The following is a 21,517-nucleotide window of genomic DNA, read 5'->3' as shown; positions in this document are numbered from 1 at the left end:
GGTTGTCGGGCATTGATCCTACGTGGGCTGCTCGGCGTCCCACGCGGGGTCGGTCGGAGCATCCTCGCCGGGCCATCCGGTCACCGGATCGATGGCCATCGAGTTCACCGACGAAACCTGGTTCCCGCCGCCGCGTTTCGCCTGGTACATGGCCGCATCGGCACGCGCGAGGACCTGCTCGGCCCGTTCCTGCGGGCGGAGCGAGACAAGGCCGACGGAGAGCGTGACGCCGTGCGAAAGATGGTGCGGCAGAGATGCGACGGCATTCACAGAACGACCCAGCGCCTGCTTCGCCGCGGACGCCGGAGCCCCAGGTAGAAGCACGATGAACTCGTCTCCGCCGTAACGGGCGACGACGTCGTCGCCGCGCAGGGCGTCGCGCAGCGTGCTCGCGATGACACGGAGCACGTTGTCACCTTCGGCGTGCGACTGCTTGTCGTTGACGTCCTTGAATCCGTCGAGGTCGACCAGTGCGACCGCGAGCGGCTGGGCATCGGCGGACGACGCCAGCGAACGCAGCTTTTCGTCGAGCGCGCGCCGGTTCGGCAGCCCGGTGAGCGGGTCCTGCAACGCCTGCTGGGTGATGGCGCCGTGCTCGGCGGAGAGCCGTTCGTGCTCCCGCCGCGCGTTGAGCGTGGCGATCTGCGATTCCCGCAGCGACCACATCTCCGTTTCCAGGATGGTCGCGTAGTCGATCAGCGACTGGCTCGCCCCGGACGCGTAGTCCGGCGTGGTGTCGAGCCTGGCCAGCTCGCGGGCGAGGTTCAGCCGCATCGACGGCAGCGAGCCCTCTTCGTTGTCCTCGCGGACCTCTTTGAGGACCTGCAGCGCGTCCTCGCGGCGGCCGTCGTTGTCCAGGCAGCGGGCCAGCGCGATGGCGATGATCTCGCGTTCGTGCGGGAACACCAGCTCCGGATGCAGCAGTGAGGTCAGCCGGTCGATATGCGACGAATCGGGCGACGCCAGCGCGGCCGCGGCGGCGAGTACGCCGACCTGGTCGATCGCGGGCACGCCCGCCTTGCGCGGGAACAGCGATTCGGTGAACGGGCCCTCGGCGGCCTGGGCCATCGACGCCGCGGTGCGGAACTTGTCCGCTCCCTCGTCGTACCGTTCGATGCGTTCGAGGCGCAGGCCCCAGCCCAGCAGCATCTTGACCCGGTTGATCAGCTGGAGCGCGATCTCGTGCGGGCTCGCGCTGTCGCGGATCGCCTGCGCGGCGCGGGCGATGGCCTCCTCGGCCGCCTCGTAGACACCCAGCTGGTTCAGCACCAGCCAGCAGTCGACCAGGGTCGTGGACAGCATCCGGTCCCAGTTGCGCCTGCCGACCTGCCGGTCCGGGACCGCGGAATCGTCGAGGATGGCCAGTGCCCTGGCGATCTCGGTGAGGGCGGCGTCCTCCTGTTTGGCGATCACCAGCCGTCGGCCGCGCATGGCGTGCGCGTCGGCCCGCATCAGCGCGAGACCGTGCCGCCGGGTGTGCGCGAGCATCTCGTCGAGCCTGGGTTCGGCTTCGGCGGCGAGCCCGCGGGTGACCAGCCTGGCCATCGCGGAGTACCGCAGCAGCTGGGCGACCAGCAGCGGTTCGCCGCGGCGCTGCGTCTCGTCGAGGAGTTCGTCGAGACTGGTGACGATGTCCAGCTGCTCGGCGAAGCTGACGCGTTGGATGGCCGCCCCGAGTTCGCGCGCGCGACCGTGTAGCCAGGCGTCGGACATCTCCGCAAGCGCCGGCCGCCTGCCACTGGTCGTCGCGTCCTCGGTCAGCCGCACACACCCCCACCGTTGAAAACGCCGCTGGTCATCTGTTCGTCTGCTCCGCCGCCAGGATTCGAACCTGAACTGTCAGAACCAAAATCTGAAGTGCTGCCGATTACACTACGGCGGATCGATCCTGGTCAGGATAGCCATGTCGGGGACGTCCTCGTGCGCCCGGGGGTGGCCTCACCGTCGCGGGCACTCCACAGGGGACGAAACCTCCTGTACCGTAACTTACGGCATCGTAGGTAAGGTCACCCTTAGGGAAACCCTCAGGGTTGCGCGTAGAAAAGAAGTGACTGCATGACGGCTACCCTCGACCGTTCCCAGAAGCCCGCGAAGGGCCCCAAACCGGTAATCGACGGACAACGATCGGGCGCCGTGCAGCTCTCGGTCTACCTCGGGGTCGTCTTCCCGCTCGCCGCGCTGCTCGCGGCCGTCCCGTTCGCCTGGGGCTGGGGACTGACCTGGGTCGACGTCGGCCTGTTCGTGGTCTTCTACGCGATCAGCGGCCTCGGGATCACCGTCTCTTATCACCGCTACTTCACGCACGGCTCGTTCAAGGCCAAGCCGTGGCTGCGCGTCGCGATGGCGATCGCCGGCAGCATGGCCGTCCAGGGCCCCGTCATCACCTGGGTCGCCGACCACCGGCGCCACCACGCCTTCTCCGACCGCGACGGCGACCCGCATTCGCCGTGGCTGTTCGGCACCTCGCCGCTCGCCATCGCCAAGGGGTTCTGGCACGCGCACATGGGCTGGCTGTTCGAGCGCGATCAGACCAACGCGGAGCGTTTCGCGCCGGACCTGGTGAAGGATCCGGCCATCAAGAAGGTCGACGACCTGTTCTGGCTGTGGAGCCTGCTCACCCTGGTGCTGCCCGCGATCCTGGGCGGACTGATCACCTGGTCGTTCTGGGGCGCGGTGACCGCGTTCTTCTGGGCCGGGCTGGTGCGGGTCTGCGTGCTGCACCACGTGACCTGGTCGGTCAACTCGGTCTGCCACATGATCGGCGAGCGCCCGTTCGCCGCCCGCGACAAGTCGGCCAACTTCTGGCCGCTGGCGATCTTCTCCTTCGGCGAGTCGTGGCACAACCTGCACCACGCCGACCCGACCTCGGCGCGGCACGGTGTGCAGCGCGGTCAGATCGACCTTTCCGCGCGGCTCATTTGGATCTTCGAGAAGTTCGGCTGGGCCTACGACGTGCGCTGGCCGACCCCGCAGCGCCTCGCGCGCATCGCCGCTGAAAGCAAATAGCGAGGTCGCGTTAGTCTTCTGCGATGGCGGGGAGAAGGCGGACCAAGCGTGAAGCGGTCACCGGGGCGCGTCCTGTCGCTCCGGTGGCCAGGGTGCGGATGACGGGGACTGAGCGCAGGCAGCAGCTGCTCAACGTCGCCAGGGCCCTTTTCGCGGAGAAGGGTTTCGAAGGAACGTCCATCGAGGAGATCGCGCACCGCGCGAACGTCTCCAAACCGGTGGTGTACGAGCACTTCGGCGGCAAGGAAGGCATCTACGCCGTCGTCGTCGACCGTGAGACGCAGCTGCTGCTCGACCGGATGGTCTCCACCCTCCACGGTGGACATCCGAGGGTGATGCTGGAGCAGGCGGCGATCGCGTTGCTCTCCTACGTCGAGGATTCGCACGACGGCTTCCGCATCCTGGTGCGGGATTCGCCCGTCGCGAGTTCGACGGGCACGTTCTCGACGGTGCTGAACGACATCGCCAGCCAGGTCGAGCACATCCTCGCGCAGCAGTTCGCCGCCCGGGGCTACGACGAGAAGCTGGCCGCGCTGTACGCGCAGGCGCTCGTCGGGATGGTGGCGCTCACCGGACAGTGGTGGCTCGACGCCCGGAAGCCGAAACGCGACGAGGTCGCCGCGCATCTGGTCAACCTGGCGTGGAACGGTCTGTCCAATTTGGAGCACAAGCCCAAGCTGCGGCTGCACTGATAGCGTCGCGCGGTAGTAACGTTTCCCGGCCGATGAGCGCTGGGTTCCCCAAAGAGATCATCAAACTGGGGGAACACCGTGGAGAACTTTTCCGCGCTTGCCGTCGGGCAGATGGCGCCGCAGAAGAAGAGACCGTGGCTGAAGCCGGTCATCATCGTGGGAGTCTTCGGTGCCATCGTCCTGCTCGGGATCTTCGCCGAGAATCCGTTGACGGCGTCGCGTACCGAGGTCGGCGCCTGTCTCAAGGGCAACGTCGACAACGCGGAAAGTATCAAGAACGTCGAGTGCGGGACGCCGGAAGCGAACTTCAAGGTCGTCGGGAAACAGGGTGGAAAGTCGGAAGTCGGGGTACTGCTTTCGGGTGCGTCCGAATGCGACGAGTACCCCACTGCCGACCTGTACTACTTCCAGGGGAAGCAGACGGCTGCCGACGGCACCCTGCTCTGTCTGGAAAACCTCAAGAATCCGGGCGCACGGTTGCCTGCCGTCGGAGATTGCCTGCCCGGGGACGTCTTCGCGGCGAAGAAGATCGAGAAGGTGGACTGCGCGGGAGCGCACTACAAGGTGCTCGCGATCGAAAGGCATGCCGAGCTCGCCGACCCGGCGTGCGCCGCGGTGCCGTCGACGGACACGAAGGGTGACGGCGGGCTGATCCCGCGCGAACGGGTGCTGTGCCTCGATGAGCTGAAATAGCGGTCAGCGTAGGAGGCAGGTCTCCCGCAAGTGGTCGAAGATGATCTTGTCCACCGCGGAGACCCGGTCCCTGTCCTGATAGCCCAGCCACGCGACTTCCTCGATTTCGCTGCTGGCCGCGAGTGTTCCGCTGAATCCGGCCGTGTAGCAGGTCATCCGGACCAGAAGCCCGGACACGTGCCCGTCGGCCTGCGCTTCGAAGACTCCGGCGGGTGCGATGTCCGCCGGATCGATCTCGACGGTCAGTTCCTCGCGGATCTCCCGTACCAGGGTCTCGGCGTCGGTTTCACCTGGTTCGCGTTTGCCACCGGGCAGATAGAACACGGATTTGCCACGTGAGCGGGTGCTGAGGATCCGGCCGTCGACCAGGTGCAGCCAAGCGATCTTGTCGATCATGGTTCAGCCCAGCGCCGCGGCGGTCTCGGCGGTCGTGAGCACTTCGCCCAGCCGCGGGAACACCTGCGTGATCGCCGATTCGTGGGAGATCGCGGCGATGCCCGCCATCGCGTCCGAAACGGCGATGCTCTCGTAGCCGTGGTCGATCGCGGCCCGCAGCGTCGATTCGACGCCGTACTCCGTGGCGATCCCGGCGAGCACCAGCGTCTTCACGCCGAGCCCGCGCAGGAGTTCGTCGAGTCCGGTGCCGTAGAACGCGCCGATCGTGTTCTTGGTGATCAAGTGCTCGCCTTCGCGAGGTGTCAGTTCGGCGACCAGTTCACTGCCGGGCGGCTGCTCGTCGACGTTCGGCCGATGCGCGCGCACGTGGACGATCGGCGAGCCGGCCGCGCTGAAGGCGTCTCGCAGCAGGACGGCGTTCGACACCACTTCGGTGCCTTCGATCGGGACGGTCTCCAGCGAGACGATCCGGGTCTGGAGGTCGATCAGGACGAGCGCCGTCGTCGCCGGGTCGATCTTCGTCATGGGGGAAGCCTAGTGGCCCTATGCTGCGGACATGGGGCAGCACAGGGAAGTAGTGGTCACCGGCGGCGGAACGGGAATCGGCTACGCGGTGGCGGCGCGCACCTCGGTCATTGAGCCTCGGGCGTGACCTTCAGCAGTTTGTCGTCCTGGCCTTCCGAAGTCGTGATGTAGAGGGCGCCGTCCGGACCGCTGCGGACGGCGCGCAGCCTGCCGAACTTGTCGTCGAACTCGGGCGGCAGCGTCACTTCGGTGACCTTGCCGGCGTCGTCGAGGCGGAACAGCAGGAGTTTCTGTCCCTTCAACGCGGTCACGGCGAGCGAACCTTCCAGCGCGCCCCAGTGCGATCCGGTGAGGAACTCGGCGCCGCAGATCGCCTCGGTGATCTCGCCGGTCGTCCACAAAGGACTTACGGCGTCCGGGAAGCGCTGCTTGTCGGTCATCGGGACGCTTTCGTCGTAGCTGGTCTCGGTGCCGCCCTTGGACGGGTCCCAGCCGTAGTTCCCGCCTGAGGTCTCCAGGTTGACCTCGTCGTCGATGGTCGGCCCGTGCTCCGCGGTGAACACCTGCCCGGTGCCCGGGCGGACCGTGACGCCTTGGACGTTGCGGTGCCCGTAGGTGAACACGCGTTGTTCGTTCGGGTTCGCGGATTTCGCGAACGGGTTGTCCGGCAACGCGTTCCCGGTCTTCGCGTCGACGCGCAGCACCTTGCCACCGAGGCTCGTCCGGTCCTGCGGGTGCTGCGGGCGGGCGGTGTCGCCGGTGCCGACGAGGAGCGCGCCGTCCGCGCCGAACGCGGGACGGCAGCCGGAATGCCTGCCGCTGGGGTTCACCGGCAGCCCGGTCAGCAGGTCCTTGACCTTCGTGGCGTTCGCGCCGTCTTCCGAAAGCCGCCAGGTGACCAGCCGGATGTCGACGGCCTTGTCGCCTTCCTTGTGGGTCTGGCAGGTGATGAATTCGCGCGACGTCGCGAAGTCCTTGCTGACCACCATCCCCATCAGGCCGCCTTCGCCGCGTACGTGGACGTCGGAGAAGTCGGCGGCGACGTCACGCTTGGCGCCGCCGTCGATCAGGGCCAGCTTCCCGGGGCGCTGGGTGACGAGGAACTTCCCGTCCGGCAGGAAACCGACATCCCAGCCGTGCTCGAGCCCGGCCGTCACCTGCTCGACCTTCAGCTTCGACACCGCGGGCTTCGAGGTGACCGGCGGCGCGCTCTGCACCGTCTCGCTCGACGCTCCGGAACAGGCCGTGACCAGCAAGGACAGGGAAGCGAACGCGACGACGGCGGAAGTGCGCATGACATCAGCATGCCACCGTGCTCAACCGCCCGCGCGAACCAAACCGCTTTCGTAGGCGAACACGACCGCGTGCACACGGTCGCGCAGCGAGAGCTTCGCGAGGATCCGGCCGACGTGGGTCTTCACGGTCGTTTCCCCGATGTAGAGCTTCGCGGCGATTTCGGCGTTCGCCAGACCGCGCGCGATAAGGGAGAGGACGTCCTTCTCGCGTTCGGTCAGCGTCTCGAGCCGCGCGCTCTCACCGGAGTCCCGTTCGTCGGCCAGGTAGCGGTCGAGCAGCCGTTTCGTCACCGAGGGGGAGACCATCGAGTCGCCGCGGAGGACGCCCCGGATCGCCACGAGGATTTCGTCGGCGGGCGCGTCCTTGACGAGGAAGCCGCTGGCACCGGCACGCAACGCGGCATACGCGTATTCGTCGAGGTCGAACGTGGTGATCATGAGGACCCGGGTGTCCGGAAGCGACCGGCAGATCCGCTCGGTCGCCGCGACTCCGTCGAGCACGGGCATCCGGACGTCCATCAGGACCAGATCCGGCCGCAGTTTCTCGGCGGCTTCGATCGCTTCCGCGCCGTTGGTGGCTTCGCCCGCGACGGTCAGGTCGTCCTGGCTGGTGACGATCATCCCCATCCCGACCCGGACCAGTTCCTGATCGTCGCAGATCAGCACCTTCACGGCCGTCATCCCGCCTCCACCACCAGGTTCGCGGCGACCCGGTAGCCGCCGTCACGTGTCGGTCCGGTGTCGAGGGTGCCGTGGAACATCTCGACGCGCTGGGTCATGCCGGCGATCCCCCTGCCGGACGACGGGAGCCGCGGCGCGATCGGTTCGCTCCCGCCCGTGTTCGTCACCTCGATCCGTACGTTCCGGCGTTGACCACCATGGCCGAAATCGATCTCGACCTGGCCGCTCGCGTCTCCCGGTGCGTGTTTGATCATGTTGGTCAGCGATTCCTGGACGATGCGGTACGCCTGCAGCGCGGCGCTCGGCGGCAACCCCTCGGCGTCCCCGGTGACCTGGAGATCCACGTCCCGTCCGCTCGCGCTGACCTGCGCGACCAGGTCACGAAGCTCCGCGACGGTCGGCTGCGGGCTTCGGGCCGTTTCGCCGGCATGGAGGACTTCCAGCAGACGGCGTAGCTCGGCGAGCGCGTCGCGGCCCGCCTTGCCGATCGTGTCGAGTGTCCGGTCGACGACGTCGGGATCCTTGTCGCGCATGAGTTTCGCGCCTTCGGCGTTGATCACGATGACGCTCACACTGTGTGCGAGGACGTCGTGCAGTTCGCGGGCGATGCGGGTGCGTTCCTCGGCGACGGCGGCCCGGGCACGGGCCTCCTGTTCGGATGCGGCCAGCTCCGCCTTCGTCTCTTCCTCCGCGGAAAGCCGTTGCCTCGCACGGAAGAACTCGCCGAGCGCCCAAGCCGCGACATGCAGCGGGAGCGTCGCGCCGATGGCGAGCCAGGTGCCCTGTTCGGTGGCGCCTCCCCAGGCGAGACCCCACGTGATGTCCAGTGCGACGATCGCGACGGCGATCAGCGCGGCGAAGCGGCGGTTTCCCGCGCGGACCAGCGTGTAGAGCGCGACGGCCATCGCCAGTTCGCCCCGGCCGCGGTCGTAGGCCCAGAGTTCCGTGGAGTACTGCGCGGTCACCCCGGCGACGATCAGCACCGCGACGAGCTCGGGGTGGCGGCGCCGCCAGAGCAGCGGGACGAGGAAGAGGTACGGCACCAGCAGGACGGCCTTGGGGACGGACGACGATCCGGTCGGCGCGAGGAAGACGAACCACGCGTAGAGGGGAAGGTCGGTCACCCACGGGTGGGCGCGGAGCCGGTCGAGCAGCATTGGCACCGTTCGAACGTAACGCCGCCCGGCACGGGAGCGCGTCGTCCTGGGGTACTCCCGGGGTCCTCCCACAGGAGGACGAGACCGGCCGACGTGGCCGACGCGGAGCCACAAAGCCCGTTCCTAGCGTCGGGAACATGTCGATCACCAGGGAATTCCTCCGCCATCCCGTCCTGACCGGAGCTGTCGCGGCCAGCTCCCCGAAACTCGCGGAGGCCATGACCGCGGGCCTCGGGCTGGAAAGCGCCAGGCTCGTCGTCGAGCTCGGCCCCGGGACCGGTGTGTTCACCGGCGCCGTCGTCCGCCGCCTGCCACCGGGCGCGCGGCTGATCGCGGTCGAGATCAATCCGCGGCTGGCGCGGGAACTGCGGTCCCGGCACAGGGACGTCGAGGTCGTCGAGGGCTCCGCCGAGGATCTGCTCTCGTACGTGGACGGAGCCGCCGACGTCGTGGTCTCCGGGCTGCCGTGGACGGTCATGCCCGGCGAACGGCGGCTGCGGATCCTCGACCAGGTGACGGAGATCCTCGCCCCGCACGGACGGTTCACGACGTTCGCCTACGCGCACGCGGCCTGGACGACGCCTGCCCGCCGGTTCGCCGCGGCGCTGCGGGACCGGTTCGCGGTGACCGGCCGGACCCCGTTGGTCTGGCCGAACCTGCCGCCCGCCTTCGTGCACCGCGCGGCTTTGCCGCAGAAGACGGGGAGGCGTCTTGGACAGCCTGTTACGGCCGCTTCTTGAGGCGCCGCCCGTACTCGTCTACCTCGTCTGCGGCGCCCTGATCTTCCTGGAAACCGCGCTGCTGCCGGGAATCGTGCTGCCGACGTTGTCCAGCCTGCTGCTGATGGGGTTCCTCGCCGGACGAGGCACGCTCGACCTGCCACTGGCGTTGACGGTCGCGATCGGTGCCGCCGTGGCCGGCGACCAGATCGCCTTCCTGGAGGGGCGGAGGCTGGGCCCGCGGCTGCGGACCACGCGGTTCGGGCGGCGATTCGGCCGGGATCGGTGGGAGCGGGTGGAGCGGGCCGTCGCCCGGTACGGCGTCCCGGCCGTGATCGCCGGCCGCTGCCTCGCCGGGGTGCGGACCGTGGTGCCGCGGATCGCGGGAGCGGCCGAGATGCCGTACCGGCGGTTCGTGCCCGGTAGCGTCTGCGCGGCCGTGGTGTGGGCCTGCGCCGAGCTGTTCCTGGGCCACGCGGGCGCCGCACTGGGTTAACGGGTGAGGATCGCCGCCGTCTCGGCGTCGGCGGGGAGGAACGTCTCCAGTTTCAATTCCGAAACCGTGACGTCGGCCGCGGTCGCGAACGTCGTGATGGCCGTGATCAGCCGCAGTTCGCCCGCCGAAGTGGACAAGCGCATCGGCACCGCGAAACCGAGGTGATCGGGCCCGGGCGGGCCGGGCGCCGGAACGTAACCTTCGAGTTCGGCCAGCAGCGCGGTGAGCCGCTCGTCGGGCGCGTGCGCGATCTCCTGCGTCAACCGTTCCAGGATGTGCCTTGCCCAGTCCGCGAGGTTGCGCACCCTCGGCGCCATCCCCTTCGGGTGCAGCGCGAGCCGCAGGGTGTTGACCGGTTCCTCCAGCAGTTCCGGTGCCACGTCCTCGAACAGCAGGTCGAGCGCGTCGTTGCGGGCGACGAGCACGCCGTAGCGGTCGACCACGATGGCCGGATACGGGCGGTGCCCGTCGAGCAGCCGCCGCATGCCGTCGAGGACCGGCCGCAGACTCGGATCGTCCAGTTCCGTCTCGGGGAAACCGGGGGCGAACCCGGCGGCGAGCAGCAGGCCGTTGCGTTCACGCAGGGGCAGTTCGAGCGATTCGGCGACGCGCAGCACCAGGCCGCGGCCGGGGATCGACCGGCCGCCTTCCAGGAAGCTCACGTGCCGTTGGGTGGTCCCGGCCCGGAGCGCCAGTTCCAGCTGGGAAAGCCGCCGTCGTTCGCGCCAGCCCCGGAGCGCGGGGCCGAATCCGGAAACCATGGTCGTCATCTTGGCCGAGACGCCGCCGGCGTCGCCATTCCCTCGAAGGAATTGAGACGATTCCCTGCCGCGGAGATGCTTCCGGCATGAAATTCGGTCTGGTCGTCCCCACTTATCGGTCCATCCTCGACGCCGGGCGCACCGCGCCGGAAATGGTCGCCATCGCCGTCGAAGCCGAACGCCTCGGCTTCGATTCGGTCTGGGTCGGGGACACTCTCGCGAAGGCACCCATCGATTCCTTGACGTTGCTCGGCGCGTTCGCCGCCAGAACCGAGCGGGTCACCCTCGGCACCGCCGCGCTGCTGCCCGCGTTGCGGGATCCGCTCCTTTCCGCGAACGCGATCCTCTCGCTCGACCTGCTCAGCCGAGGCCGCGTCACCCTCGCCGTCGGTGCGGGATTCGCGGGGCGCAGCGAACCCGAGTTCGCTTTCACCCGGGTCCCGTGGGAACGCCGCCGTGCCCGTCTCGACGACATCGTCGCGTTGTGGCGGCACGTCTGGAGCGGGAAGAGCGGTCCGTTCCACGGCGACGTGCTGCGCTACGACACCCTGCCGGAGTACCCGGAACCGCACCGTCCCGGTGGCCCGCCGGTGTGGCTGGCCGCCTTCACCCCGGGCGCGCTGAAGCGTGCGGGACGGCTGTATGACGGCTGGCTGCCGTACCCGCCCGACGTCGCGGACTACGTCGACGGACTCGCGAAGATTCGCGAAGCGGCCGTACGCCCTGTGACACCGGCGTTGTTCGCGACAGTGCTCATCGAGGATGACCCGATCAGGGCACGCGAGCGGCTGGAGGACTACGCGCGGCGGAACTACGGCGTTCCGCTGGACTTCGTCGAGAAGATCCAGATGCTGATCGCGGGCAGCCCGGAGCAGGTCGCCGCCAGGTTGCGCGAATACCAGGACGCGGGCGCGGAACACGTGCTGATCCGCATCGCGACACAGGAGCCCGCCGAGTTCGACGAGCAGCTCCCGAAGGTCTTCGACGCCCTGCCCAGGTAATCGCGCGGCGGACTGTCGGTGCCCCCACGTAGGCTGGGACGGTGACAAACGCTCCATTGTCCGGACTCCTTCATTCCATCCTTCCCGATCCGGCCCTTCGCGGGGTCGTAGAGCGGGCCGGTGCCCCGGTGCTCGAACTCCAGGGCGCGATCGCCACCCGCCAGCTGGTCGCCGGTGCCCTCGCCGCGGACGAGGGCGCCGGCCGCCCCGTGCTCGCGGTGACCGCCACCGGCCGCGAGGCGGACGAATTGACCGCTTCCCTGAAGTCGTTCCTCGGCGAAGGCGCCGTCGTCGACTTCCCGTCCTGGGAGACGCTGCCGCACGAGCGGCTGTCTCCGCGGGCGGACACCGTCGGGCGGCGGCTGGAGGTGCTGCACCGGCTCAAGACGGGCTCGGACGGGCTGCGCGTCGTCGTCGCGACCGTTCGCAGCCTGATCCAGCCGATGGCGCCCGGGCTCGGTTCGCTCGCGCCGATCGACCTGGTGGTCGGCGAGGAGCAGAGTTTCGAAGGGCTGCTGGAGCGGCTGGTCGAGCTCGCGTACACGCGGGTGGACATGGTCGAGAAGCGCGGCGAGTTCGCCGTGCGCGGCGGCATCCTCGACCTGTTCGGGCCGACGGCGCAGCATCCGGTGCGGGTCGAGTTCTGGGGCGACGAGGTCAGCGAGATCCGCGCGTTCGCGGTGTCCGACCAGCGGTCGCTGCCGGGGGAGATCCAGCACGTGAGCGCACCGCCGTGCCGTGAGCTGCTGCTCACCGAGCCGGTCCGTGCGAAGGCCGCCGAGCTGGCGACGACGTACGAGGCGGACGCGCAGCTCACCGAGATGCTCACCAAACTCTCCGGCGGGGTCCCCGTCGAGGGCATGGAGGCGCTCATCCCCGTGCTGTGCGAGGGCGAGCTGGACCTGCTGACCGACGCGATGCCCCAGGGCACGCACGTACTGCTGGCCGATCCGGAGAAGATCCGCGCCCGCGCGGCCGACCTGGTCCGCACCGGGCAGGAATTCCTCGAAGCGTCCTGGACCACGGCCGCCGCGGGCGGTCAGGCACCGATCGACCTCGGCGCGTCCGCGTACCGGGACCTCGCGGAGATCGCGAAGCACGCTCAGGAGACGAAGCGTCCTTGGTGGACGCTGACACAGCTGGCCAGCGACGATCCCGACGTCTACCGCGTCGCGATCGAGGCCGCGCCGAACTACCGCGGCGAGGTCGAGCGCGCGACGACCGATCTGCGCGCCCACACGGCCGCGGGCGGGACGGCCGTGCTCGTCGTCGCCGGGCACGGCACCGCGGCCCGGGCCGTCGAGCAGCTGTCGGCGGGAGACGTGCCCGCCTCGCTCGCCGAAGGCATCACCGGTCCGCTGACGCCGGGCGTCGTGACGGTGACGTGCGGCGGCCTGTCGGACGGTTTCGTCTCGCCGGAGCGCGCCCTCGTGGTGCTGTCCGAATCGGACCTCACCGGCCGCGGCTCCGGCGCCGGAACGTCCACAAAGGACTTCAGCACCAAGATGCCGTCGCGGCGCCGCAACGCCGTCGACCCGCTCGCCCTCAAGGCCGGCGACTACGTCGTGCACGACCAGCACGGAATCGGCCGGTTCGTCGAGATGGTGCAGCGCACCGTCGCGGGCGCGACTCGCGAATATCTGCTGCTGGAGTACGCCTCCTCCAAACGCGGGCATCCGGGGGACCGGCTGTTCGTCCCGACCGACCAGCTCGACGAGGTTTCGCGTTACGTCGGCGGCGAGCTGCCCACGCTGAACAAGCTCGGCGGATCGGACTGGAAGAACACCAAGGCCAAGGCGAAGAAGGCGGTCAAGGAGATCGCCGCCGAACTCGTGCAGCTCTATGCCGCGCGGCAGGCCGCGCCGGGGCACGCGTTCGCGCAGGACACGCCGTGGCAGGGCGAACTCGAGGACGCCTTCCCGTTCACCGAGACCAACGACCAGCTCGCCGCGATCGACGAGGTCAAGTCCGACATGGAACGCGGCGTCCCGATGGACCGCGTCATCTGCGGCGACGTGGGCTACGGCAAGACCGAGATCGCGGTGCGCGCGGCGTTCAAGGCCGTGCAGGACGGCAAGCAGGTCGCGGTGCTGGTGCCGACGACGCTGCTCGCCCAGCAGCACCTCAACACCTTCACCGAACGGATGAGCTCGTTCCCGGTGAAGATCAAGGGGCTGTCCCGGTTCACGAACAAGGCCGAGTCCGACGCGATCCTGGAGCAGCTGGCCGCGGGTGACGTCGACATCGTGATCGGCACGCATCGTCTGCTGCAGACCGGGATCCGGTACAAGGATCTCGGCCTGGTGATCGTCGACGAGGAGCAGCGGTTCGGTGTCGAGCACAAGGAGCACATCAAGGCGCTGCGGACGCACGTCGACGTGCTGACCATGTCGGCGACGCCGATCCCGCGGACGCTGGAGATGTCGCTCGCCGGCATCCGCGAGATGTCCACGATCCTGACCCCGCCGGAGGACAGGCACCCGATCCTGACCTACGTCGGCGCGTACGACGACAAGCAGGTCGGCGCCGCGATCCGGCGCGAGCTGCTGCGTGACGGCCAGGTCTTCTACGTGCACAACAGGGTTTCTTCGATCGAGAAGGCCGCGAAGCGCATTCGCGAGCTGGTGCCGGAGGCGCGGGTGGTCACCGCGCACGGGCAGATGAACGAGGAGAAACTCGAGAAGATCATCCAGGGTTTCTGGGAGAACGAGTACGACGTGCTCGTCTGCACCACGATCGTCGAGACCGGGCTGGACATCTCGAACGCCAACACGCTGCTGGTGGAACGCGGTGACCTGCTGGGGCTCGCGCAGCTGCACCAGTTGCGCGGCCGGGTCGGGCGCGGGCGGGAGCGCGGGTACGCGTACTTCCTGTATCCGCCGGAGGCACCGCTCACCGAGACGGCGCACGACCGGCTCGCGACCATCGCCCAGAACACCGAACTGGGCGCGGGTATGGCCGTCGCGATGAAGGACCTGGAGATCCGCGGCGCGGGCAACATCCTCGGCGCGGAGCAGTCCGGGCACATCGCGGGAGTCGGGTTCGATCTGTACGTGCGGCTTGTCGGCGAAGCGGTCGACGCGTTCCGCCGGCACGCGGGCGCGGAAACCTCCGAAGAGGAGGAGCTCGCCGAGGTCCGCGTGGATCTCCCGGTGGACGCGCATATCCCGCACGACTACGTGCCGGGCGAGCGGCTGCGGCTGGAGGCGTACCGCAAGATCGCGGCCGCTCCCGACCAGGCCGGGCTCGACGCCGTCCGCGAGGAACTGATCGACCGCTACGGTCAGCCGCCCGCCCCGGTGCGGAGGCTGCTCGCGGTCGCCGCGTTCCGGCACACCTGCCGGGCGGCGGGGGTCACCGAGGTCGCCGTCCAGGGCACGTCGATCCGGTTCGCGCCGCTGCCGCTGGCGGATTCGCAAATGGTGCGGCTGAAGCGCTTGTACCCCAAGGCTCTCTACAAGGCGGTGACGAACACGGTTTCCGTGCCGAAGCCGACGGAGGGCCCGGCGGGTGGTCGCATGGGCGCTCCTGCGCTGCGTGACGAGGAGCTGCTGGACTGGTGCGCGAAGCTGCTGACGAATCTGATGAAGTCGCCGGCGCCCGTCGCGTAGGCGGTGTGCGGGACAGGCGAACTCGCGTGATCGAAGACGGAACTCGCGTGATTGGAGGCGGAACTCTCGCACCGTGGGAGTTCCGCCCCTGATCACGCGTGATCCGGCTCCAATCACGCGTGATCCGGCTTTCCTGGGCAGGGAACCGGCACAATGTCCCGGCTTCGGCTCGCGAGAAGCCGAATCGCGACTTATGACCTGGTTCTCTCGCCGGGGCCGGTATGAGAGGGTAGGCCCTGTGATGCGGATCATGGGGCGCCGTCGCGCGCTGGTCGGGGTTCTTGCCGGTTCTCTCCTTCTCGCCGGATGCAACGCCGGTCCCGGACAGGTCGGTGCCGCGGTGATCATCGACGGCAAGACCGTTTCGGTGGATCGCGTGCAGCAGCTGATCGACAAGGCCGTCCGCGAACACCCGTACGGGCAGCAGCTCGCCAGCGAGCACAAGCTCGACCTCGTCGGCCGAGAGATCGTCCGGCAGGAGATCCTGCACGACCTCACCGAGCGTGCCGCTCAGCGGGAAGGCGTCCGGGTCGACGAGTCCCTCGTCGTGAACGCGCTGCAGAACGACCCGCTGGCCAAGCCGATGGAGGCCAACCCGCAGAACGACCCCGCGCTGAGTGTCCAGCAGCTCGTGGCGCGGGTGCGGGACCATCGCGATGCCCTGGTCGACGCGGCGCTGCAGACCCAGCTCGCGATGAAGTACCTGGACAAGCTCACCGTCACGTTCGATTTCAGCTCGGTCTCCTCGACCGACGCCACCGGTTCCGACGCGGACAAGCTGCGCGAGCAGGCCATCGAGAAGGCCAAGAAGTTCGCCGCGTCGCCGAACGCGGCCGCCGAGCTGATCGCGCAGGACCAGCAGACCGCCGACACGCAGGCGGGCACCGGCCAGAAGCTGCCGGCGATGCAGTCGCCCGCGACCGCGGCCACCGTCCTGTTCGGCCTCGAACCCAACACCGTCGCCGCTTTCCAGCCGACACCGCAGCAGCCGCTTTGGGTCGTCGTCGTGGTGCGTGAGCGGGCCGCCGACAAGCCCGTCGCGTCGGATCAGGCCGCGCAGCCGAGCGCTCAGCAGCTGGCAGGGGTGGGTATCCGGCTCCTCCAGCCGTACCTCGACCAGGTCGACCTCAAGGTGAACCCGCGCTACGGCGTGTGGGATGTTGTGGGCATGGACCTCGCGCCCAACGAAGCTTCGAAGAAGGGCATCGTGCTGCCTGTGCACGGTGCCGCTCCGCAAAACCCGTGACCGCTGCCGTCGTCGTGATCGCCCGCGGGGCGACACTGCCCGCCGCGGCACTCCCGATCCTGCGAAGCAGCGCCGCCGTGTACGCGGCTTCCGATGTCGATCCCGAGGTTTTCGGGGTGCCCGCGCTCGGTGACACGCAGGTGCGCGACCTCGTGCTCATCGCGGATTCGCGCCGGGAAGCCAAGGCCGCGGCGCTGATCAGGTCGGGTGCGCGAGTGATCGAAGCGCCCGTTCCGCCGTTGGTCGAGGCCGCCGAGGTGATGGACCGCCTGCGGTCGCCGGGTGGGTGTCCGTGGGACGCCGTCCAGACGCATGAGTCGCTGCGCCAGTATCTGGTCGAGGAGACCTACGAGCTGCTCGACGCGATCGAGGAGGGCGACAGGGGCGCCTTGCGCGAGGAACTCGGCGACGTCCTGCTCCAGGTGCTGTTCCACGCGCGCGTCGCCGCTGAGGACGCGGCCGATCCGTTCGGGATCGACGAGGTCGCGTCCGATCTGGTCGCGAAACTCGTCGGACGTCATCCGCACGTCTTCGCCGACGCTCCCCGGGTCGAGACCGTCAGCGACCAGAACCTCAAATGGGAAGAACTGAAGCAGGCCGAGAAGAGCCGTCAGTCCATTGTGGATGGTGTCGCGCTCGGGCAGCCCGCCGTGGCCCTGGCCGGGAAGCTCGGTCAGCGCAGCGGCCGGGCCGGGATCCCGCTCGATCTGTTCCCCGACGGCGCCGAGGCGGCGGCCCAGTTGTTCCGGGTGGCCGCGGCCGCGCGCCGGGCGGGGATCGATCCCGAAGGTGAGCTCCGCGCCGTCGCGAAGCGGTTCGCGCGCGACATCCGGGACGCCGAACAGGCCGCGCGGGACGCCGGTCTGGAACCGACGACGCTCGAAGCCGACGGCTGGCGCAAGTTCTGGCCGAGCGCTTGAAGGACGCCGGCGGGCGTCGCGAAAGCCACTTTCGAGACGCCTGATGTCCCGAAAGTGGCTTTCGCGACATCGTCTCCGGATGCCTTGTGACGCGGAACACAATCGGGTGAGAACCGTTTCGATGATCTCGGCGTCTTGCCGGATGTGAAGGGAACGGAACCGGACGAAGAGCAGCTCGTCCGCCGCACGGCCAAAGGTGACCGCGCGGCGTTCGAGGAGCTCTACCGCCGCACGTCGCCGTGGCTGGCCGTACGCCTGCGCCGTCGCTGCGCCGACGAACAGATCGTCGCCGAGGTGATGCAGGAGACCTACCTCGCGGTCTGGCGTGCGGCCGGCGCGTTCGCCGGTTCGGCCGTCGGCGGAAGCGCCGTCGGCTGGCTGTGGACGATCGCCGCGAGGCGGCTGGTCGACGCCTTCCGCCGCCGGGCGAAATTCGCGCAGCCGCTGCCCGTCGCGGAAACGGCCAGTTCACCCGCGGCCGAAGACGAGGCGCTGGCCGGTGCGGTCGGTGACCATGTCGGTGACGCGCTGCGACGGCTCGCTCCCGAACTCCGTCAGGTCCTGCAGGCCATGGTGCTCGACGGGCTGACCGTCCGCGAGACCGCGGTCCTGCTCGGCGTGCCGGAAGGAACCGTCAAAACCCGCGCCAGGCGGGCTCGGATCGCGATGCGGGAGGCGCTGTCGTGAACAAGGAACACGTGTCCGAACAGCTCCTCGCCGGTTACGTCCTCGGCGACGACGGCTTGGCCGGTGACGAGGTCTGGGCGGTCGAAGCCCATCTCGAATCGTGCGCTGAATGCCGGGGGAGGCTGTCCGCCCTCAGCCTGCCGTCGGTGTCGGCGCTGGTGGACGACGTCTGGGCCGGGCTGGGACCGAAACTCGCCGAAGCGGGGCCGAGTCCGATGCGGAGGCGGTGGGCCGGACGGCTGCACACCTGGGTGACGCCGGTGATGCTGCCGTGGCTGGTGATGATCCTCTTGATCCCGGCCATCGGCTTCCTGCTGGATGAGGTCGGGTTCACCGGGAGCAAGGGCTACTCGTTCGTCCAGCTCTTCTCACCGGTACTGCCGGTGCTCGGGGTGGCGGTGTCGTGGGCGAAGGGGCTCGATCCCGCGTACGAACTCGTCACTTCGACGCCGAGGGCGGGGCTCTACCTGCTGCTTCGCCGGACGACGGCGGTCCTCGCCGTCGTCTTGCCGGTCCAGGGTCTCTCGAGCTGGCTCGGCGGCGGCGGATTCGGCCTCGGTCTCCTGCCGAGCCTGGCCTTCACCACCGGGACGCTCGCGCTCGGCGGGCTGATCGGGGTGGTGCGGGCGGCCTATGTCCTCGCCGGGGTCTGGATGGCGGTGATCTTGGCGCCCGCGGTGGCTTCGCAAGGGCGTGCCACCGCGCTCGAACCCCGGCTGCTCCCGGTGTGGGGCGCGATCTTCGCGCTGACCGCGGTCGTGGTGGTGCTCCGGCGGAGCGTCTTCGGCCTGCTCACCGGATCCGAACGATGAACGAAGGGGAGATCATGATGCGTGCTGTCGGGGCCGCGGAGGTCGCGCCGACGACCTACGCGTGGCAGATCAAGGCGGAGGGACTGAAGGTCCGGGTCGGCAAACGCAAGTTCGCCGTGAACGGGCTCGACCTGGAACTGGGCACGGGGGTGCACGGTCTGCTCGGCCCGAACGGGGCGGGGAAGACCACGCTGATCCGGGCACTGGCGACGGTGCTCCGGCCGGCGGAGGGAGGGCTGGCGCTGCTCGGTGAATCCGTCGGGGGGTTCACCGATCAGCGTCGCCTGCGCCGCCGTATCGGCTATCTGCCGCAGAATTTCGGTTTCTACAAGCGATTCACCGTCCGAGAGTTCGTCGAGTACATCGCGTGGCTCAAGGAAATGTCCAAAGAGGACATCCCCGGAGCGGTGCAGCGGTCGATCGAACGGGTCGGCCTCGCCGATCGCGCCGACGAGAAGATGAAGACCTTGTCCGGCGGCATGGTGCGGCGGGCCGGGATCGCCCAGGCGATCGTGAACGATCCGGACATCCTCCTGCTGGACGAGCCGACCGCCGGACTCGATCCGGCGCAACGGGTGCGCTTCCGCGAGCTCATGCAGGAACTGGGCCGGGACGCCTGTGTCGTCGTCTCGACGCATCTCGTCGAGGACGTCGCGACGGCCTGCACCGACGTCGTCCTGTTCGAGAACGGGAAGCTCGTCTTCCAGGGCACTCCGGACGAACTGGCCGCGGCCGGGAGCGAGGAACACGTCGGCGACAGCCCGATCGAGCGCGGCTATTCGGCGCTGCTGGGGCACGAGCCGGGGAAGGGGAACTGGTGAACACACGCGTCCTGCGGGCCGAAGTCCGCCGTTCCATCGCCCCTTGGGCCACGCTCGCGATCCTCGTCGTCGCGTTCGGTTTCCTCTATTCGTTCAGCGGTCCGTGGACGAAGGCGCCGCTCGCCTGGGACGAGCACTGGACGCACGCCGCGGAGTGGAGCCGGTTCCTGCTGGTGTTCCTGTGGCCGATCGCGATCGGCGCCGGTGTCATCCAAGGCATGCGCGACAAGCGGTCCGGCACGGTCGAACTCATGACCACCATGCCGCGTCCCGGCTGGCACCGGGCCGCGAAACTCGCCGGGGCGCTGGGCGGCCTCCTGGCGTTGGGCTTCCTGCTGATCTTCGCCGTCGGTGCCGTCCAAGCCGCTTTCAACGGCGGGTTCTTCACCTTCGGCTGGCTGCCGATCGTCGTGGTCGGTGTGCTCGCGATGCTCGCGGGCGCCTGGATCGGCCTCGGGATCGGCCGGTTGCTGCCCCATCCGTTGACCGCGCCCGCGGTGGCCGTCGCCGCGTTCGTGGTCGTGCTCCTGTTCCAGTTCGCCGGGGCGGAGGGCAGCGCGCTGGCCGGGATCGTGCCGTTCCGGTTCTCCTTGCTCTCTCCCGCGATGGACGTCGTCAGGGATCCGTTCAACACCACCGCGGGCTCGATGGATCTCGGGCAGGGGGTCTGGCTCGCCGGACTGGCCTTGACCGGATTCCTCTTGCTGGCGGCTCGCTCCAAGCGGGCGAAGGGGTTCGCCGTCGTCCCCGCGCTGGTGGCGGTCGTGATCGCCTTGCCCGTTCTTCCCGGCAGCACGGCCGAAGCCGAGGTGTCCGACCCGGCCGCGACGGAGATGGTCTGCGACGGCCCGGTCTGCGTCCCCCGCATGCTCGAAGCCGAACTGCCTCGCCTCGCCGGGCCGGGCAAGGAAGCGTTGCGGCTGCTGGGAACCTTGCCGGACGCGCCGGTCAAGGTCGCGGTACTGGACCGTCGGCTGGGCTACGACGAGGTGCCACCGCGTGCCGCCGACACCGTCTACGTGGACCTGGTGGATTGGTCCATCCGTTCGGTCTTGAACTCGGACGACATGACACGGACGCTGGTCGCCGGCGCCGGGACGCCGACCTGTTACACCCTCCAGGGCGTCAACCGGTCCTTTTTGGACGAACTCACCGCGCGGTCGATCTCGGCGAGCTGGTTCCTCGGTGAGTGGAAGGTGTCCGGGGCTTCCTGGCTGAGCGATGACACGAGGAACGAGGTCGCGCGGAAGTGGGAGACCTTCCGTGCCCTTCCGCCCGATGTGCAGCGAGAGCGGATCGTCGCGCAGCGGCGGGCCGGCTTGACCTGCCAGGGCAGTCAGCTCGGCATCCTGCTCGGAGGCGCCCGATGAGATGGGCGGTGCTGTATGCCCGCTCCCGTGCCATGCCCGCGTCCTTCGCGGGGCTGGCGGTGAGCATGGCCGTGATCTGGTTCCTGGCGCGGGACCGCTGGTCGGAGATCCCGGTCTCCCTGGCGCTCCTGGTGGCGATCGCGGTGACCGCCATCGGCCTCAGCGGGCAGGACACCGATCTCGACCGGACCGCCGCGATCCGCTGGGCGCCGCGCCGTGTCCTCCATCTCCTGCTGATCGGCGGACTCGGCCTCGGTGCGGCGCTGCTGCCGCGGCTGTGGGAAGTGGAGCGGGCCCCGGTGGAGTTCATCGTGCGGAACGCGGGTGGGCTGCTCGGTCTCGCCGGGATCGCCGCGGTGCTGTTCGGTGGAGCTTTCGGGTGGACGTTGCCGCTGCTCGGGTTCGCGGTCTCGTTCGTGGTCTGGGCCACCACGTCGAGCACGGAGAGCGCGCACCTGGTGATCACTTGGCTCTTCCAGCCCGCCGGTGTCGCGGAAGCGACGTGGACCGCGGTGGTGCTGGCCGTGGCGGGCCTCGGGATCTACGCGGTCTTCGGTAACCGCCGCTGAAGTGTCATGAAAGGGTCGTTCCTGACGTTTTCCGTCAGGAACGACCCTTTCCTGGCAGC

At 69.0% G+C, this 21,517-nt stretch carries 21 protein-coding genes and 1 tRNA gene; 14 read left to right on the top strand and 8 right to left on the bottom strand.

The window, feature by feature from the left end; translation table 11 throughout:
- Window positions 1–18: 18 nt before the first annotated feature.
- A complete protein-coding gene (locus tag ACIBTM_RS04575; protein WP_395875157.1) occupies window positions 19–1,767 on the bottom strand; it encodes a diguanylate cyclase domain-containing protein in 1,749 nt (582 codons plus the stop codon).
- A 43-nt stretch (window positions 1,768–1,810) separates the two neighbouring features.
- A tRNA-Gln gene (locus tag ACIBTM_RS04570) sits at window positions 1,811–1,882 on the bottom strand.
- A 173-nt stretch (window positions 1,883–2,055) separates the two neighbouring features.
- Between ACIBTM_RS04570 and ACIBTM_RS04565 the strand changes: the two genes are divergently transcribed.
- The 3 genes from ACIBTM_RS04565 (at window position 2,056) to ACIBTM_RS04555 (ending at window position 4,391) form a co-directional block, all read left to right on the top strand.
- Window positions 2,056–3,006: an acyl-CoA desaturase gene (locus ACIBTM_RS04565; RefSeq protein ID WP_395875156.1), complete on the top strand. Its 951-nt coding sequence runs from the start codon at window positions 2,056–2,058 to the stop codon at window positions 3,004–3,006.
- Window positions 3,007–3,104: 98 nt separating this feature from the next.
- The gene (locus tag ACIBTM_RS04560) at window positions 3,105–3,698 is read left to right on the top strand and encodes a TetR/AcrR family transcriptional regulator (RefSeq protein ID WP_037342446.1); all 594 of its coding nucleotides are present in this window, start codon (window positions 3,105–3,107) and stop codon (window positions 3,696–3,698) included.
- Window positions 3,699–3,776: 78 nt separating this feature from the next.
- Window positions 3,777–4,391, top strand: coding sequence for a hypothetical protein (locus tag ACIBTM_RS04555; RefSeq protein WP_395875155.1), 615 nt, complete (start codon window positions 3,777–3,779; stop codon window positions 4,389–4,391).
- 3 nt (window positions 4,392–4,394) lie between these two features.
- Here the strand turns inward: ACIBTM_RS04555 and ACIBTM_RS04550 are convergent, their stop codons facing one another.
- From ACIBTM_RS04550 to ACIBTM_RS04530, 5 genes are all read right to left on the bottom strand, one after another.
- Window positions 4,395–4,787 (bottom strand): NUDIX domain-containing protein, encoded by a 393-nt coding sequence (locus ACIBTM_RS04550; protein WP_395875154.1) that lies wholly within the window; start codon window positions 4,785–4,787, stop codon window positions 4,395–4,397.
- Window positions 4,788–4,790: 3 nt separating this feature from the next.
- The gene (locus tag ACIBTM_RS04545; RefSeq protein ID WP_395875153.1) at window positions 4,791–5,312 is read right to left on the bottom strand and encodes an isochorismatase family protein; all 522 of its coding nucleotides are present in this window, start codon (window positions 5,310–5,312) and stop codon (window positions 4,791–4,793) included.
- A 107-nt stretch (window positions 5,313–5,419) separates the two neighbouring features.
- The gene (locus ACIBTM_RS04540) at window positions 5,420–6,607 is read right to left on the bottom strand and encodes a PQQ-dependent sugar dehydrogenase (RefSeq protein WP_395875152.1); all 1,188 of its coding nucleotides are present in this window, start codon (window positions 6,605–6,607) and stop codon (window positions 5,420–5,422) included.
- 21 nt (window positions 6,608–6,628) lie between these two features.
- The gene (locus tag ACIBTM_RS04535; protein WP_395875151.1) at window positions 6,629–7,288 is read right to left on the bottom strand and encodes a response regulator; all 660 of its coding nucleotides are present in this window, start codon (window positions 7,286–7,288) and stop codon (window positions 6,629–6,631) included.
- Window positions 7,285–8,445, bottom strand: coding sequence for a sensor histidine kinase (locus ACIBTM_RS04530; protein WP_395875791.1), 1,161 nt, complete (start codon window positions 8,443–8,445; stop codon window positions 7,285–7,287). Before ACIBTM_RS04530 ends, ACIBTM_RS04535 begins: the two co-directional genes overlap by 4 nt.
- A 137-nt stretch (window positions 8,446–8,582) precedes the next feature.
- Here ACIBTM_RS04530 and ACIBTM_RS04525 point away from each other — a divergent pair, with 137 nt between their 5' ends.
- Window positions 8,583–9,185, top strand: a complete 603-nt coding sequence (locus ACIBTM_RS04525; RefSeq protein WP_395875150.1) for a class I SAM-dependent methyltransferase — start codon at window positions 8,583–8,585, stop codon at window positions 9,183–9,185.
- The gene (locus ACIBTM_RS04520; RefSeq protein WP_395875149.1) at window positions 9,157–9,660 is read left to right on the top strand and encodes a DedA family protein; all 504 of its coding nucleotides are present in this window, start codon (window positions 9,157–9,159) and stop codon (window positions 9,658–9,660) included. The genes ACIBTM_RS04525 and ACIBTM_RS04520 overlap by 29 nt, the downstream gene beginning before the upstream one ends.
- Here the strand turns inward: ACIBTM_RS04520 and ACIBTM_RS04515 are convergent.
- Window positions 9,657–10,421 (bottom strand): helix-turn-helix domain-containing protein, encoded by a 765-nt coding sequence (locus ACIBTM_RS04515; RefSeq protein ID WP_395875148.1) that lies wholly within the window; start codon window positions 10,419–10,421, stop codon window positions 9,657–9,659. The genes ACIBTM_RS04520 and ACIBTM_RS04515 overlap by 4 nt on opposite strands.
- An 86-nt stretch (window positions 10,422–10,507) precedes the next feature.
- Here ACIBTM_RS04515 and ACIBTM_RS04510 point away from each other — a divergent pair, with 86 nt between their 5' ends.
- From ACIBTM_RS04510 to ACIBTM_RS04470, 9 genes are all read left to right on the top strand, one after another.
- The gene (locus ACIBTM_RS04510; RefSeq protein ID WP_395875147.1) at window positions 10,508–11,422 is read left to right on the top strand and encodes an LLM class flavin-dependent oxidoreductase; all 915 of its coding nucleotides are present in this window, start codon (window positions 10,508–10,510) and stop codon (window positions 11,420–11,422) included.
- Window positions 11,423–11,478: 56 nt separating this feature from the next.
- Window positions 11,479–15,033, top strand: a complete 3,555-nt coding sequence (mfd, locus tag ACIBTM_RS04505) for a transcription-repair coupling factor (protein ID WP_395875790.1) — start codon at window positions 11,479–11,481, stop codon at window positions 15,031–15,033.
- Between the two features lie 241 nt (window positions 15,034–15,274).
- A complete protein-coding gene (locus tag ACIBTM_RS04500) occupies window positions 15,275–16,279 on the top strand; it encodes a hypothetical protein (RefSeq protein WP_125733513.1) in 1,005 nt (334 codons plus the stop codon).
- Window positions 16,276–17,199, top strand: a complete 924-nt coding sequence (locus tag ACIBTM_RS04495) for a MazG family protein (protein ID WP_395875146.1) — start codon at window positions 16,276–16,278, stop codon at window positions 17,197–17,199. The genes ACIBTM_RS04500 and ACIBTM_RS04495 overlap by 4 nt, the downstream gene beginning before the upstream one ends.
- Window positions 17,200–17,343: 144 nt before the next feature.
- Window positions 17,344–17,886, top strand: a complete 543-nt coding sequence (locus ACIBTM_RS04490; RefSeq protein WP_395875789.1) for an RNA polymerase sigma factor — start codon at window positions 17,344–17,346, stop codon at window positions 17,884–17,886.
- Window positions 17,883–18,698, top strand: coding sequence for an anti-sigma factor family protein (locus tag ACIBTM_RS04485; protein ID WP_395875145.1), 816 nt, complete (start codon window positions 17,883–17,885; stop codon window positions 18,696–18,698). Before ACIBTM_RS04490 ends, ACIBTM_RS04485 begins: the two co-directional genes overlap by 4 nt.
- Before the next feature lie 17 nt (window positions 18,699–18,715).
- Window positions 18,716–19,519: an ABC transporter ATP-binding protein gene (locus ACIBTM_RS04480; RefSeq protein ID WP_395875788.1), complete on the top strand. Its 804-nt coding sequence runs from the start codon at window positions 18,716–18,718 to the stop codon at window positions 19,517–19,519.
- Window positions 19,516–20,889 carry a hypothetical protein gene (locus tag ACIBTM_RS04475; RefSeq protein WP_395875144.1) on the top strand — a complete coding sequence of 458 codons (1,374 nt, stop codon included), beginning with the start codon at window positions 19,516–19,518 and terminating at the stop codon, window positions 20,887–20,889. The genes ACIBTM_RS04480 and ACIBTM_RS04475 overlap by 4 nt, the downstream gene beginning before the upstream one ends.
- Complete coding sequence (locus tag ACIBTM_RS04470; RefSeq protein WP_395875143.1) at window positions 20,886–21,458, top strand: hypothetical protein; 573 nt, start codon at window positions 20,886–20,888, stop codon at window positions 21,456–21,458. Before ACIBTM_RS04475 ends, ACIBTM_RS04470 begins: the two co-directional genes overlap by 4 nt.
- Window positions 21,459–21,517 lie beyond the last annotated feature (59 nt).

This window comes from Amycolatopsis sp. NPDC049868 (assembly GCF_044461365.1).
GTDB lineage: Bacteria > Actinomycetota > Actinomycetes > Mycobacteriales > Pseudonocardiaceae > Amycolatopsis.
Note: the sequence above shows the minus strand (reverse complement) of the source record. Positions and strands in the feature narration are given on the sequence as shown.